The following is a 13,390-nucleotide window of genomic DNA, read 5'->3' as shown; positions in this document are numbered from 1 at the left end:
GTGACCGATGGACCCCTGATCGTGCAATCCGACAAGACGCTCCTGCTCGAGGTCGACCACCCCGACGCGCAGGCGGCTCGTCAGGCGATCGCACCTTTCGCCGAACTCGAACGCGCCCCCGAGCACGTCCACACCTACCGGGTCACCCCGCTCGCGCTGTGGAACGCGCGCGCCGCAGGTCACGACGCCGAGCAGGTCGTCGACGCGCTGGTCACCTACTCCCGTTACGCCGTCCCGCAACCCCTGTTGATGGACGTCGTCGACACGATGGGTCGCTTCGGCCGGTTGCAGCTGGTGAAGAGCCCGGTGCACGGTCTGACGCTCGTCAGTCTCGACCGTGCGGTCCTCGAAGAGGTGATGCGAAACAAGAAGGTCGCCCCGATGCTGGGCGCGCGCATCGACGACGACACCGTCGTCGTGCATCCGTCCGAGCGCGGCCGCCTCAAGCAGGTGCTGCTGAAGGTCGGCTGGCCGGCCGAGGACCTCGCCGGTTACGTCGACGGTGAGGCGCACCCGATCACTCTGGAACAGGACGACTGGCATCTGCGCGACTACCAGGAGATGGCGGCCGACTCGTTCTGGGCCGGCGGTTCCGGCGTCGTCGTGCTGCCGTGTGGCGCCGGCAAGACCATGGTCGGCGCGGCCGCGATGGCCAAGGCGCAGGCCACCACGCTGATCCTGGTGACCAACACGGTCGCCGGGCGGCAGTGGAAGCGTGAGCTCGTCGCCCGCACCTCGCTCACCGAGGACGAGATCGGCGAGTACTCGGGCGAACGCAAGGAGATTCGCCCGGTCACCATCGCGACCTATCAGGTCATGACGCGAAAGTCGAAGGGGCAGTATAAGAATCTCGACCTCTTCGACTCCCGCGACTGGGGCCTGATCATCTACGACGAGGTGCACCTGCTGCCCGCGCCGGTGTTCCGCATGACCGCCGATCTGCAGTCGCGCCGCCGCCTCGGCCTCACCGCGACCCTGGTGCGCGAGGACGGCCGCGAGGGCGACGTGTTCTCGCTCATCGGCCCCAAGCGCTACGACGCCCCGTGGAAGGACATCGAGGCGCAGGGCTGGATCGCGCCCGCCGAGTGCATCGAGGTCCGCGTGACCCTCACCGACGAGGAGCGCCTGCAGTACGCGGTCGCCGAGCCGGAGGAGAAGTACAAGCTCTGCTCCACCGCCCACACCAAGGTCAACGTGGTGAAGGCGATCCTGAACAAGCACCAGAATCAGCAGACGCTGGTCATCGGCGCCTACATCGACCAGCTCGAAGAGCTCGGCCGCGAACTCGACTGCCCGGTCATCCAGGGGTCGACGAAGAACAAGGAGCGCGAGGCACTGTTCGACCGATTCCGCTCCGGTGAGCTGCAGACCCTCGTCGTGTCCAAGGTCGCGAACTTCTCCATCGACCTGCCCGAGGCCTCGGTCGCCGTCCAGGTGTCGGGCACCTTCGGGTCACGACAGGAGGAGGCGCAGCGTCTCGGTCGCCTGCTGCGGCCGAAACACGATGGCGGACAGGCGCACTTCTACTCGGTGGTCTCCCGCGACACCCTCGACGCCGACTACGCCGCCCACCGGCAGCGCTTCCTGGCCGAGCAGGGCTACGCCTACCGGATCACCGACGCCGATGACCTGCTGGGCCCGACGATCGGGGACACCGCGCCGACGGACCCGCCGGTCATCGACTAGGCCCGCCGCCTACACCTCGACCAGGCAGTAGCCGAGCGATTCCGGCTGGTAGAACATCCACCGGGTCTCCCCCGCCCGGCACGACACCGTCGACGTCGCGCGCGTGGTCACCCGCGCCAGCACCGTCCGCGGTGCCGGCGCACTGCCGCACGGCACCTCGCGATAGTCGGCGAGCGATCCGCCCGAGAGCGGCACCTGGTAGCACAGGCCCTGGTGGAAGTTCGGTGTGAGACAGAGCTTCTGGCCGCTGTTTGGGAAGGTCAGCGTCGAATTCTGTTCGCTCGCACAGGATGCGGAGCCGGCGATGACCGCCGCCGTGTAGAAGTTGAGGCCCGCGGACCCACAGTCGACACTCGACGCGAGCACGCTCGTCGTCGATCCCGGTTGCATCGCAATGCTGATGCAGTCGCCGACGACGACATCGCCGGGTCCGGTGACCGAGCGCGGTGAGGAGTCCGGGGTCCGGTCGGCCGGGTCCCGGGAGGTCGTCGTCGACGGCGCGTCGCTGGTGGTCGTCGTGGTCGACGAAGACGACCGCGCGACAGTGCTCGGCCCGTCCGACACCGAGTTCGCGACGAAGACAACCACGCCGGCGATCGCGACGATCAGCACCAGAGCCAGCGCACCGAGCCCGATCAGCAGTCCGCCGCCCTTCTTCTTCGGCGGCTGTGGATGGGCGCCCGGATAGGACTGGTACCCGCCGGGCGGCGTGAGGCCCGGCGACGGTTGGCCCTGGGCGACCGGTGGTGCGTAGGGATTGCGCTGCTCGGGCGGCCCGTACGGATTTGCCTGTCCGCCGTGCTGGTGGCGCCCGGGTGCGCCGGTCTGCGGCTGCCCGCCCGGCGCCGCGGTCGCACCGAACGGCTGCTGCGTCGGCGCCCAGGGGCCCTGGTTCGACGGCGCCGGACCAGCGGGCGCATGCTTCGCACCGACTCCCGGGACCGGCGCGCCGGGACGCATCGTCGGCATCGGGTGACCAGGTGTGTTCAGCGCGCGTTCGAGCTCGGCGGCGAACTCCCGACAGGACCCGTACCGCCGGTCGGCGTCCTTGGCGAGCGCCCGGTCGAACACCGCGTCGACCGCCGGTGAGATCCCGGGCCGCAGCGCCGACGGCCGGGGCGGCATCTTCTGCAGGTGCTGGCCGATGATCGACGCCGTGCTCTCCCCCTGGAACGGCGGACGGCCGGTGAGCAACTCGAAGACGGTTGCGGCCAGCGCATACTGGTCGGTGCGGCCGTCGACGGCGTTGCCCAGCAACTGCTCCGGTGCGGCGTAGGCGACGGTGCCGAGGAACACGTTGGTCGATGTCAGGTGGCTGACGTCCTGCTGTGACTTCGCGATGCCGAAATCCGCCAGCAGCACCCGCGGTTCGGCGCCTCCGACGCCCTGCAGCAGGATGTTGGCCGGTTTGACGTCGCGGTGCAGCAGGCCGGTGGCGTGCGCACGGTCGAGGGCGGCGCCGACGGACCGGACGATCGCGACGACGGTCGCGGAGTCGAGGCCCTGCGGATCCTGCCGCAGCAGGTTCAGGGCGTCGATGCCGTCGACGTACTCCATGGCGATCCACAGGTGGCCGTCGAACTCGCCGGAGTTGAAGATCGTGACGATCGACGGGTGCACCACGCTGGAGGCGTGTTCGGCCTCCTTGACGAACCGCTGGCGATACCTGGGGTCGCGGCTGAGGTCGGCGGGCAGCACCTTGAGCGCCTCGTCGCGTGGGAGATGCGGGTGGCGGGCCAGGTAGATCTCACCCATCCCGCCGAGGCCGATGAGTCGGATGATCGTGTAACCGGCGAAGTGCTCGCCGGGGTTGCGCGGCATCGCTCCTCCTCATCGGGTCGTCGGCTCGCCAGTAGTCTGTCATCCCCTCATCGCTCGCGGGGGCGATGACGTGTCGCGACGTCCGTCAACCGGACCACCCGCGTGAGGTCACGAGTGATCGAGCGCCGCGAGGCAGAATGCGCGCGGTTCGGGCCGGTCATAGGTGACCGCGACCTGATCGGCGGCGCATCCCGGCGAGTCCTCGGCGCCGACCTCCGCGCGGTAGATCGTCGCACCGCCGGCGGACGGACCGTTGCAGCCGACCTGCTTGAAATCGACGAGCGACCCGCCCGACGACGCGGGGATCTGATAGCACCGCCCCTGCACGAAGTTCGGCATGAGGCACAACCGCTCCGACGTGCCGGGGAAGGTCAGGTAGTTCTCGTATCGCCCGCACTCACCGAGACCGATGTAGGTCGCGACGAACGTCATCCCCTCCACGTCACAGGACGACCTCCGGGGTTCGACCGTCGAGTCGTCGCCGTCACTGGAGCGGACCTTCACGCATTCGCCGACGGCCACATCAGCGGGCTCGCCGATCCTGTCCGCGGCCTCGCCGACGGCCGAACATGCGGCCAGCACGAACACCGCGCCGCCGGCGATCACCGCGAATGCGCGAAACCACCGAGGGCTGCGGGCCTTCGATCGGACTGCCATGCCGGGAATCGTACGATGCACCCCCTCGCCACGCGCGTCGGGCAGCGGTGCGCGCGCCGGTTGGGATCGGGATCACGACGCCCGTGTGACACCCTGGTTCCATGCCACCGGAGAGCCGGACCGCGACCCGCCTGCGGCCGTTCATGACGACGATCTTCGCCGAGATGTCGGCGCTGGCCGTCGAGCACGACGCCATCAACCTGGGCCAGGGCTTCCCCGACACCGACGGCCCCGAGTCGATGCTGGAGGCCGCACGTCGCGCGATCACCGACGGCCGCAACCAGTACCCGCCCGGGATCGGGGTACCGGAGCTGCGGCAGGCGGTTGCGCGGCAGCAGAGCGAGCACTACGGACTCGACTACGATCCCGATCGCGAGGTCCTGATCACGGTCGGCGCGACCGAGGCGATCGCCGGCGCCGTCGTCGGACTGCTCGAACGGGGCGACGAGGTCATCATGATCGAGCCGTACTACGACTCCTACGCGGCGACCGTCGCGATGGCCGGCGGCGTGCGACGCGTCGTCCCGCTGGTCCCCGACGGCGACGGTTTCCGCCTCGACCGGGACCGTCTCGTCGACGCATTTGGGCCCAAGAGCAAAGTGCTCCTGCTGAACACGCCGCACAATCCGACCGGCACGGTCCTGTCCGACGACGACCTCGCCGAGATCGCCCGTCTCTGCCTCGAATTCGACGTCATCGCCGTCACCGACGAGGTGTACGAGCACCTGGTGTTCGACGGCCGGGTCCACACCCCGCTCGCAACGCTGCCCGGCATGCGGGAACGCACGCTGCGGATCTCGAGCGCCGCCAAGACGTTCAACTGCACCGGGTGGAAGGTCGGCTGGATCAGCGGCCCGCCCGAACTGGTCGCGGCGGCGCGTACCGCCAAGCAGTACATGTCGTACGTGGGGTCGGGGCCGTTCCAGCCCGCGGTCGCGCACGCCCTCGACAACGAGATGGGCTGGGTTCGCGCCTCGGCTGCGGCACTGCAGTCCAAGCGCGACATGATCACCGCCGCCCTCCGCGACGCCGGTTTCGGGGTACACCGCAGCGAGGCAACGTATTTCGTGTGCGCCGACCCGCGACCACTCGGCTTCGACGACGGCATCGACTTCTGCCGGTCACTGCCCGAGCGCATCGGCGTCGCGGCGGTCCCGGTGAGCGTCTTCGCCGACGACGTCGAGCCGTGGCATCACATGGTGCGGTTCGCGTTCTCCAAGCGCGACGAGGTCATCGCCGAGGCCGCGGAGCGACTGCGCCGATTGTAGACCCGAAAAACGTTGGGGCAGTTCGATCCGCACAACGCGCCGAACTGCCCCGACGCCGAATTCGGGATCAGCGCAACGCCGGCACCACGGCCTTCTCGAACAACTCAAGATCCTCTTGATCGTGTGCGATGTTCGGGAAGTAGAAGATGCCATAGGCCATCCCGTCGTCCTTCAGGCGCTTCAGGTTCCCCGCGACCTTCTCCGGGGTCCCGACCGCCGGCATCCCACGGAACGCGCCCATGGTTCCCGACGCCGCGTCGGCGCCGACGATCCTCGCGATCCGCAACTCCAGGTCGTCAAGCTTGCGTTCCACCTCGGCCTCGGTCTCGGCGAGGATGACGTTGTAGTTGGCCGACCGGACGATCGACTCGAAGTCACGACCGAGATCCTTGCAATGCCCCTGCAGGACAGCGGATTTGTGCGCGAATCCCTCGGGCGTGCCGTCGAAGTTGGTGTAGTCGGCGTACTTCGCGGCGATGCGCAGCGTCTTCTTCTCACCACCTCCGGCGATCCACAGCGGCAGCCTACCCGCGGTCGGCTGCGGTCGGCAGATCGCGCCGTCGACGGTGTAGTGCTTGCCGGAGAAGGTGGCGCGGCCGGTCTCCCACGCCTGCTTCATGATCTGCACGCCCTCGTCGAGACGGGCAAGACGCTCACCGGCGGAGGGGAATCCGTAGCCGTAGGCACGCCACTCGTGCTCGTACCAACCGCCGCCGATCCCCATCTGGACGCGACCACCGGAGATGAGGTCCGCGGTCGCGGCGACCTTCGCCAGGTACATCGGGTTGCGGTAGCTCATCGCGGTGCACATCTGTCCGATGTCGACACGCTCGGTGGTCGCGGCGAGCGCCGCGACGAGCGTCCACGCTTCGTGGGTCGCCTCGTCGGTCGGCAGCGGCACCGTGTGGAAGTGGTCGTAGACCCAGATGGAGTCCCAGCCGCCCGATTCCGCGCGCTCGGCCACCGACGACATCACCTCCCACTGGTCGGTGGGGTCGATACCCACGAGGTCAAGTCGCCAGCCCTGGGGGATGAAGAGTCCGAATCGCATGGCGTCGAACCTACTCCGCGAACCGCACGGTTCCCCGGATGGGAACCGCCCGCCATCTCATCACCCGAGCCCCCGCGAGATCGCGGGTTCGCACGGATTCGATAGCTCCAGCCAGCGCTTCTGTGCCTGAACCCGCGATTCTTGGAAACCCTCACACCGCCCCGACCTGCACCCACACGGTCGTTGCAACATTTACAAGCAGTCCGGACTGTTTGTGTGTTAGCCTGCTCACTGTGACCGAGCCCACCACCCCCACGCCGGGTCGGCGCACCCAGGCCGAACGCACCGCGGCGACCCGCGCACGGGTCCTCGACGCCGCGGTCGAGGCGCTGGTCGAGGTCGGCTACGCCGGCACCACGACCCAAGAGGTCAACCGGCGGGCCGGGGTCTCACGCGGGGCGCTGCTACACCACTTCCCCACCCGGGAGTCCCTGGTCGTCGCGGCCGTCGGGCACCTCGTCGACCGACGCCTCGAAGAGGTCCTGTCGCGCCCCCGCAGCGACGACGACGGCCTCGAGATCCTCATCGAGTCGTTCAGCGGGCCGCTGTTCGACGCCGCGCTGGAGCTCTGGGTCGCCGCCCGCACCGACGTCAACCTGCGGACCGCACTCATCCCGCTCGAACAGAAGGTCTCCGACGCCCTGGCGATCGGCTGCGCCGAACTGTTCGGCGACCGCTACACGCCCGAAGAGGTCGAACTGTCCATCGAACTCGCCCGCGGTCTCGCGGTGTCGCGCATCCTGCGCTCCCCCGAGGCCGACCGCGCACTCATCGATCGTCTCCTGCCCGTATGGAAGGACCTGTTGAACCATGACTGACATCCGCACAGCCCTGCCCGACCGCGTCGACGTCCTCGTCGTCGGCGTCGGCTTCGGCGGCCTCGCCGCACTGCACCGCCTGCGCAAGGACCATCCGGACCTGCAGACCCTTGCCATCGAGCGCGCCGACGGCCCCGGCGGCGTGTGGCGGGAGAACGACTACCCGGGCGCCGCGTGTGACGTCCCGACCTCGCTCTACTCACTGTCGTTCGCGCCGAACCCGGACTGGTCGCACACCTACGGCCGACGCCATGAGATCCACGACTACCTGCGTTCCGTCGCCGCCGACTACGAGGACCAGATCCGCTACAACACCGCGCTGACCGTCGCCCGCTGGGACGGCGCTGCGCAGGAGTGGGTCGTCGACACCACCGACGGACCGATCCGCTGCCGGTTCCTGGTCGCCGCCCCCGGTGCGCTGTCGGAGCCGGGCGTCCCGGACGTGCCCGGCGCCGATGCGTTCACCGGCAAGGTGTTCCACTCCGCACAGTGGGATCACACCCACGACCTGCGCGGACGCAAGGTCGCGATCGTCGGTACCGGCGCTTCGGCGATCCAGATCGTGCCCGAGATCGTCGACTCCGTCGGCCATCTCACCGTCTTCCAGCGCACCCCCGCGTGGGTGGTGCCGCGTCTCGACCGCAACATCGGGCCGCTGGAACGCGCCGTCTACCGCCGTGTGCCCGCCGTGCACCGGGCGGTCCGCAAGATGGTGTGGGCCTACCGCGAGTTCTACGTGCTGATGATGGCGCGCAACCCGAAGCTGCTCCCCATCGCGAAGACCATGGCGCTGGCCCAGCTCCGGGTGCAGGTCCGCGACCGCAGGCTGCGTCGCAGGCTCACTCCGTCCTACGAAATCGGCTGCAAGCGAATCCTGCTGACCAACAAGTGGTTCCCGGCACTGCAGAGGCCCAACGTGACCGTCACCGGCGCGTTGTCGAGGCTCACCGAGACCGGCGTCGTCGACGCCGAGGGCCGCGAGCACGAGGTCGACACCGTCATCTTCGCGACCGGCTTCACACCCACCGAGCCGCCCATCGCCAAGGCCGTGACGGGACGGGACGGCCGCACGCTCGCGCAGACGTGGGAGGGCTCGCCGCAGGCGTACCGAGGCGTCGAGGTGCACGGTTTCCCGAACATGTTCTTCCTGTACGGCCCCAACACCAACCTGGGCCACAGCTCGATCGTCCTGATGCTCGAACCACAGGCCTACTACATGTCCAAGGCGATCTCCGAGCTCAAGCGCACCGGCCGCAGCGTCCTCGAGGTCACCCAGGACGCGCAGGACCGCTACAACGCCGAGCTCGACCCGGAACTCGCTCGCACCGTGTGGAATTCGGGTGGATGCTCGAGCTGGTACCTCGACTCGACGGGCCGCAACTCGGTGATGTGGCCGAAGTACACCAGCGACTTCCGTCGCATGATGTCGACGTTCGTGGTCGCCGACCATCGCTTCGACGACGCGATCCCGGCCGAGGTCGCCGCCGAGACCACGTCCGACACCGCTGACTCCGACGCCACCGAGGGGACTCTCGCCCAGTGACCAGGACCGAACACTACGACGCCATCGTCATCGGCTCCGGTTTCGGCGGTTCGGTCTCCGCGCTGCGCCTCACCGAGAAGGGCTACCGTGTCGCGGTGCTCGAGTCGGGCCGCCGCTTCGCCGACGACCAGCTGCCGAAAACCAGCTGGCGCCTTCGCGATTACGTGTGGGCGCCGGCACTCGGCCTGTTCGGCGTGCAACGCATGCACCTGCTGCGTGACGTCCTCGTCATGGCGGGTGCGGGCGTCGGCGGCGGGTCGCTGAACTACGCGAACACGCTGTACCGGCCGCTGCCGGCGTTCTTCGACGACCCGCACTGGGGCCGGATCACCGACTGGGCGTCGGAACTCGATCCCTACTACGACCAGGCGTCGCGCATGCTCGGCGTGACCACCTACCCGCGGATGACACCCGCCGACAAGGTGATCCGCAAGATCGCCGAGGACATGGGCGCGGGCGACACGTTCGTCCACACCCCGGTCGGCGTGTTCTTCGGCGAACCGGGCAAGACCGTCGACGACCCGTTCTTCGGCGGGGTCGGACCGGCCCGCACCGGTTGCACCGACTGCGGCGCCTGCATGACCGGTTGCCGCGTCGGCGCGAAGAACACCCTGGTGAAGAATTACCTGTACCTGGCCGAACAGGCCGGGGCCGACGTCATCCCGATGACCACCGTCGACACGGTCCGCCCGCGGTCGGAGGGCGGGTACGTCGTGGAGTCGCATCGGACCGGTCGACGCTGGTCGCGGCGCGGGCGCCGCGTGTTCACCGCCGATCACGTGGTGTTCGCCGCCGGCACCTACGGAACCAACAAGCTCCTGCTCGACATGCAGCAGAAGGGGCACCTTCCCGGTCTGTCCTCTCGGCTCGGGAAGGTGGTCCGCACCAATTCCGAGGCGGTACTCGCCGCGACGGCCCGCGACCGGAAGGTCGACTACACCGAGGGCGTCGCGATCACCTCGTCGTTTCATCCCAACGACCACACGCACATCGAGCCGGTCCGATATGGCAAGGGCTCCAACCTCATCGGCCTGCTGCAGGCCATGCTCATCGACGGCGACGGCACACTGCCGCGCCCGGTGAAGGCGTTGATCGAGGCGTTCCGGCATCCGGTGGTGACCTTGCGTAGTCTCTGGGTGGGCAACTGGTCGGAGCGCACCATCATCGCGCTGGTGATGCAGACCGCAGACAACTCGCTCGAGTTGTTCTCCCGCCGTGGCCGTTTCGGTCCGATGCTACGGAGCAGGCAGGGCGCCGGCGATCCCCCGCCGACCTGGATCCCGGAGGGCCACGAGGCGGTTCGACGCATCGCCGACGAGATCGACGGTGATCCGGGCGGTTCGTTCGTCGACTGGCTGAACATCCCGATGACCGCTCACTTCCTCGGTGGCTGTTCGATCGGCAACTCCGCAGAGGACGGGGTGATCGACCCGTACCACCGCGTGTTCAACCACCCGGGACTGCACGTCGTCGACGGATCGGCGGTGTCGGCGAACCTGGGCGTGAACCCGTCGCTGACGATCACCGCCCAAGCCGAGCGCGCGATGGCGATGTGGCCGAACGCCGGTGAGGCCGATCCGCGTCCGGCGCTCGGCGAGCCGTACCGCCCGGTCGCCCCGGTTCCGCCGGTGCGCCCGACGGTCCCCGACCACGCACCGGCCGCGCTGCGGTTGCCGATCGAGCCGATCTCGAACGCCGGCTAGGGATTTCGTAGAAAACAACGGGACATGGCGTCCGCATCTTCTACGTCTTGCCGGCCTACCACACCCCCGGCGGCCTCAATTGGATACTGATGCGCGCACCCGCCGCGCGCACCTTCGGGACCGCGTGCTCCCAGGTGCGCTGGCAGCTGCCGCCCATCACCAGCAGGTCACCGGACGACAGGGTGAACTTCAGCGATCTCCCGCCGCCCCGTGGTCGCAGCAGCAGCGGCCGCGGGGCGCCGAGGGAGATGATCGCGACCATGGTGTCGTGGGTGGCCGACCGACCGATGCGGTCCCCGTGCCAGGCCACCGAGTCGTTGCCGTCGCGATAGAGGCTGATCCCCGCGGTCGCGAAGCCCTCGGGCAGCTCCGCTTGGTAGTGCGCGCTCAACGCCGACCTCATCTCGGTGATCAGCGTGTCCGGGAGCCGGTCGTCGGCCTGGTAGATCGACACCAGCCGCGGCACGTCGACGACCCGGTCGTACATCTGCCGCCGCTCGGCCCGCCACGGCACTGTCTTCCGTAGCCGTTCGAACAACTCGTCGGACCCGCTGATCCACCCGGGACACAGGTCCACCCACGCGCCGTCGGTGAGCGGACGACGCGTCATCGTGGCCAGGTCACCGAGTGTCGGCTCGACGTCGACCTCGGCGAACAGCGATCCCTGGATACCGATGGACATGCCGCCACCATACACGCTTTGTCGAACACACTTTCGAGCAATTCGGAGGGCGGCCGACGCTGTGTGCCGTGCCCGTTAGGATGGCTGACCATGCACCCTGTCGTCGTGGCGCGCCCCGCGCCGGCATCCGCGCGTGACGCCGTGCGGCCCGCCGACGACCCGACGATCCGGGCCGCACGATGACCGAATCCGACCGTCAGACACGCATCAAAGAGGGCCGTCCCGACATCCTGACGTGGTGTCTCGTCGTGCCGTTGATGATCATCCCGATGCGGGAGATCGTCAACGGCAGTACCGACGTGATGATCTGGATCCCGGTGATCGCCGCCGGCGCGGCCGCGATCATCCAGGTGGCGCTGGTGATCCGACGCCGCCGCGACAGCGACGCGAATCCGGACTGACCAGGGCTACTCCCCGCCCAGGTGTCCGCTCAACCGACGGTGCCGCTGTGCGCTCACGTCGTCGAGCCCGACGATCGTCACCTGTTTGCCCCTCGCCTCGTATTTGGTGGTGATGGCGTCGAGCGTCGCGACCGACGACGCGTCCCAGATGTGCGAGTCGCCCAGGTCGATGACGACGCGCGGTTCGTCGACGGTGTAGTCGAACTGGTAGACGAGGTCGTTGCTCGACGCAAAGAACAGCTCACCGGTCACCTTGTAGACACGGATGCCGGGCTCGCCGGGCACCTCGACCACCCCGGTCAGGTGCGCCACCCGCCGCGCGAACAGCACCGACGCGGTCAGCACGCCGACGACGACGCCGTAGGCCAGATTCGACGTCGCCACGGTCACCGCGACCGTCACCAGCATCACCGCGGTCTCCGACTTCGGCATGCGGCGCAATGTCTTCGGGGCGATCGAATGCCAGTCGAAGGTCCCGACCGACACCATGATCATCACCGCGACCAGCGCGGCCATCGGGATCTTCGCGACCAGATCCCCGAGCCCCACGCAGAGCACCAGCAACAGCGCGCCGGCGAGGAACGTCGAGATCCGCGTGCGCGCACGCGATTGATTGACGTTGATCATCGTCTGTCCGATCATCGCGCAACCGCCCATGCCACCGAACAGGCCGGTGACGACGTTGGCGACTCCCTGCCCGACGGCTTCCCGGGACTTGTCGGAGTGGGTGTCGGTGATGTCGTCGACGAGTTTCGCGGTCATCAGCGACTCCATCAACCCGACGAGTGCGAGGCCCAGCGCATAGGGTGCGATGACGGTCAAGGTGTCCCACGTGAACGGCACGTCGGGGATCATCAGCGACGGCAGGCTGTCCGGGAGTTCGCCCTCGTCACCGACGTTCGGGACATCGAGGCTCGCGGCCAGGGTGACCGCGGTGAGCGCGACGATCGCCACCAGCGGCGCCGGCACGGCGGTGGTCAGCCGCGGGAACAGCACGATGACGGCGATCGCGGCGGCCACCATCGGGTACACCAGCCACGGCACCCCGATCAGGTGCGGTACCTGCGCCCAGAAGATGAGGATCGCCAGGGCGTTGACGAAGCCGACCATCACGCTGCGCGGGATGAACCGCATCAGCTTCGCGACACCGAGCGCGCCGAGCAGGATCTGGACGAGCCCGCCGAGCAGCACCGCCGCGATGAGGTACTGCAGCCCATGGCTTTCCACGAGCGGCGCCACCACCAGCGCGACGGCGCCGGTGGCCGCGGAGATCATCGCGGGCCGGCCGCCGACGATCGCGATCGTCACCGCCATCGTGAAGGATGCGAACAGGCCGACCCGTGGGTCGACGCCGGCGATGATCGAGAACGAGATCGCCTCCGGGATCAGCGCGAGCGCGACGACGAGGCCCGCGAGGACCTCGGTGCGCAGGCGGTCCGGCGAGCGGAGGGTGAGCAGGACGGACTGGCGGTCGGCAGGCGACACCGCGTCGGTGGTCGCCGTGGTTCTGGCCGTGGCTTTCCCCACCGGGCGCTCCTAGAGGATCGGGGTCGTGAACCTGCGGAACTCTACCCGTGGAGGGCCGTCGTCCCCACCTCGCCCACCTGTGGATCAGGGCGACTCCGAGCAGGTCAGCTCGGTTCTGCTCTCGGCACGGGGTGGTCGATCTCACCAGCCGCGCGTCACGCTATGACCTGGCCCACAGTCGAATTCGACCCCTTTTGCTTTAATCAATTCGTTATCGAACGTGATGAGGGGGA

General features: G+C 68.6%; 11 protein-coding genes. 6 read left to right on the top strand and 5 right to left on the bottom strand.

Features of this window, described 5'->3' with window-relative positions:
* A complete protein-coding gene (locus ABFT43_RS03925) occupies positions 1-1,686 on the top strand; it encodes a DNA repair helicase XPB (protein WP_347959058.1) in 1,686 nt (561 codons plus the stop codon).
* 9 nt (positions 1,687-1,695) lie between these two features.
* On the opposite strand, the gene ABFT43_RS03920 is transcribed toward ABFT43_RS03925, so the two are convergent.
* Both ABFT43_RS03920 and ABFT43_RS03915 read right to left on the bottom strand, forming a co-directional pair.
* Positions 1,696-3,507 (bottom strand): serine/threonine-protein kinase, encoded by a 1,812-nt coding sequence (locus ABFT43_RS03920; RefSeq protein ID WP_347959057.1) that lies wholly within the window; start codon positions 3,505-3,507, stop codon positions 1,696-1,698.
* Positions 3,508-3,615: 108 nt separating this feature from the next.
* On the bottom strand, positions 3,616-4,164 hold the full coding sequence (locus ABFT43_RS03915; protein WP_347959056.1) for a pyridine nucleotide-disulfide oxidoreductase: 549 nt from the start codon (positions 4,162-4,164) through the stop codon (positions 3,616-3,618).
* Between the two features lie 101 nt (positions 4,165-4,265).
* Between ABFT43_RS03915 and ABFT43_RS03910 the strand changes: the two genes are divergently transcribed.
* Positions 4,266-5,432: a pyridoxal phosphate-dependent aminotransferase gene (locus ABFT43_RS03910; RefSeq protein WP_347959055.1), complete on the top strand. Its 1,167-nt coding sequence runs from the start codon at positions 4,266-4,268 to the stop codon at positions 5,430-5,432.
* Between the two features lie 67 nt (positions 5,433-5,499).
* Here ABFT43_RS03910 and ABFT43_RS03905 read toward each other — a convergent pair whose 3' ends face one another.
* Positions 5,500-6,483 carry an LLM class F420-dependent oxidoreductase gene (locus ABFT43_RS03905; protein WP_347959054.1) on the bottom strand — a complete coding sequence of 328 codons (984 nt, stop codon included), beginning with the start codon at positions 6,481-6,483 and terminating at the stop codon, positions 5,500-5,502.
* A 233-nt stretch (positions 6,484-6,716) separates the two neighbouring features.
* Between ABFT43_RS03905 and ABFT43_RS03900 the strand changes: the two genes are divergently transcribed.
* From ABFT43_RS03900 to ABFT43_RS03890, 3 genes are read left to right on the top strand one after another with little or no spacing between them, the layout of a single operon-like run.
* Entirely contained in the window at positions 6,717-7,301 is a 585-nt protein-coding gene (locus ABFT43_RS03900) for a TetR/AcrR family transcriptional regulator (RefSeq protein ID WP_347959053.1), read from the top strand.
* Positions 7,294-8,844 (top strand): flavin-containing monooxygenase, encoded by a 1,551-nt coding sequence (locus ABFT43_RS03895; RefSeq protein WP_347959052.1) that lies wholly within the window; start codon positions 7,294-7,296, stop codon positions 8,842-8,844. Before ABFT43_RS03900 ends, ABFT43_RS03895 begins: the two co-directional genes overlap by 8 nt.
* On the top strand, positions 8,841-10,547 hold the full coding sequence (locus ABFT43_RS03890) for a GMC family oxidoreductase (RefSeq protein ID WP_347959051.1): 1,707 nt from the start codon (positions 8,841-8,843) through the stop codon (positions 10,545-10,547). The genes ABFT43_RS03895 and ABFT43_RS03890 overlap by 4 nt, the downstream gene beginning before the upstream one ends.
* Positions 10,548-10,602: 55 nt before the next feature.
* Here ABFT43_RS03890 and ABFT43_RS03885 read toward each other — a convergent pair whose 3' ends face one another.
* Positions 10,603-11,229 (bottom strand): alpha-ketoglutarate-dependent dioxygenase AlkB, encoded by a 627-nt coding sequence (locus tag ABFT43_RS03885; protein ID WP_347959050.1) that lies wholly within the window; start codon positions 11,227-11,229, stop codon positions 10,603-10,605.
* A 179-nt stretch (positions 11,230-11,408) separates the two neighbouring features.
* On the opposite strand from ABFT43_RS03885, the gene ABFT43_RS03880 reads away from it, so the two are divergent.
* A complete protein-coding gene (locus ABFT43_RS03880) occupies positions 11,409-11,630 on the top strand; it encodes a hypothetical protein (protein WP_347959049.1) in 222 nt (73 codons plus the stop codon).
* Positions 11,631-11,636: 6 nt separating this feature from the next.
* Here ABFT43_RS03880 and ABFT43_RS03875 read toward each other — a convergent pair whose 3' ends face one another.
* Positions 11,637-13,157, bottom strand: a complete 1,521-nt coding sequence (locus tag ABFT43_RS03875; protein WP_457590092.1) for a SulP family inorganic anion transporter — start codon at positions 13,155-13,157, stop codon at positions 11,637-11,639.
* Positions 13,158-13,390 lie beyond the last annotated feature (233 nt).

Origin of the sequence: Gordonia aurantiaca (genome assembly GCF_039939235.1) — a bacterium.
Lineage (GTDB): Bacteria > Actinomycetota > Actinomycetes > Mycobacteriales > Mycobacteriaceae > Gordonia.
This window is presented reverse-complemented; position numbering and strand designations above follow the sequence as displayed.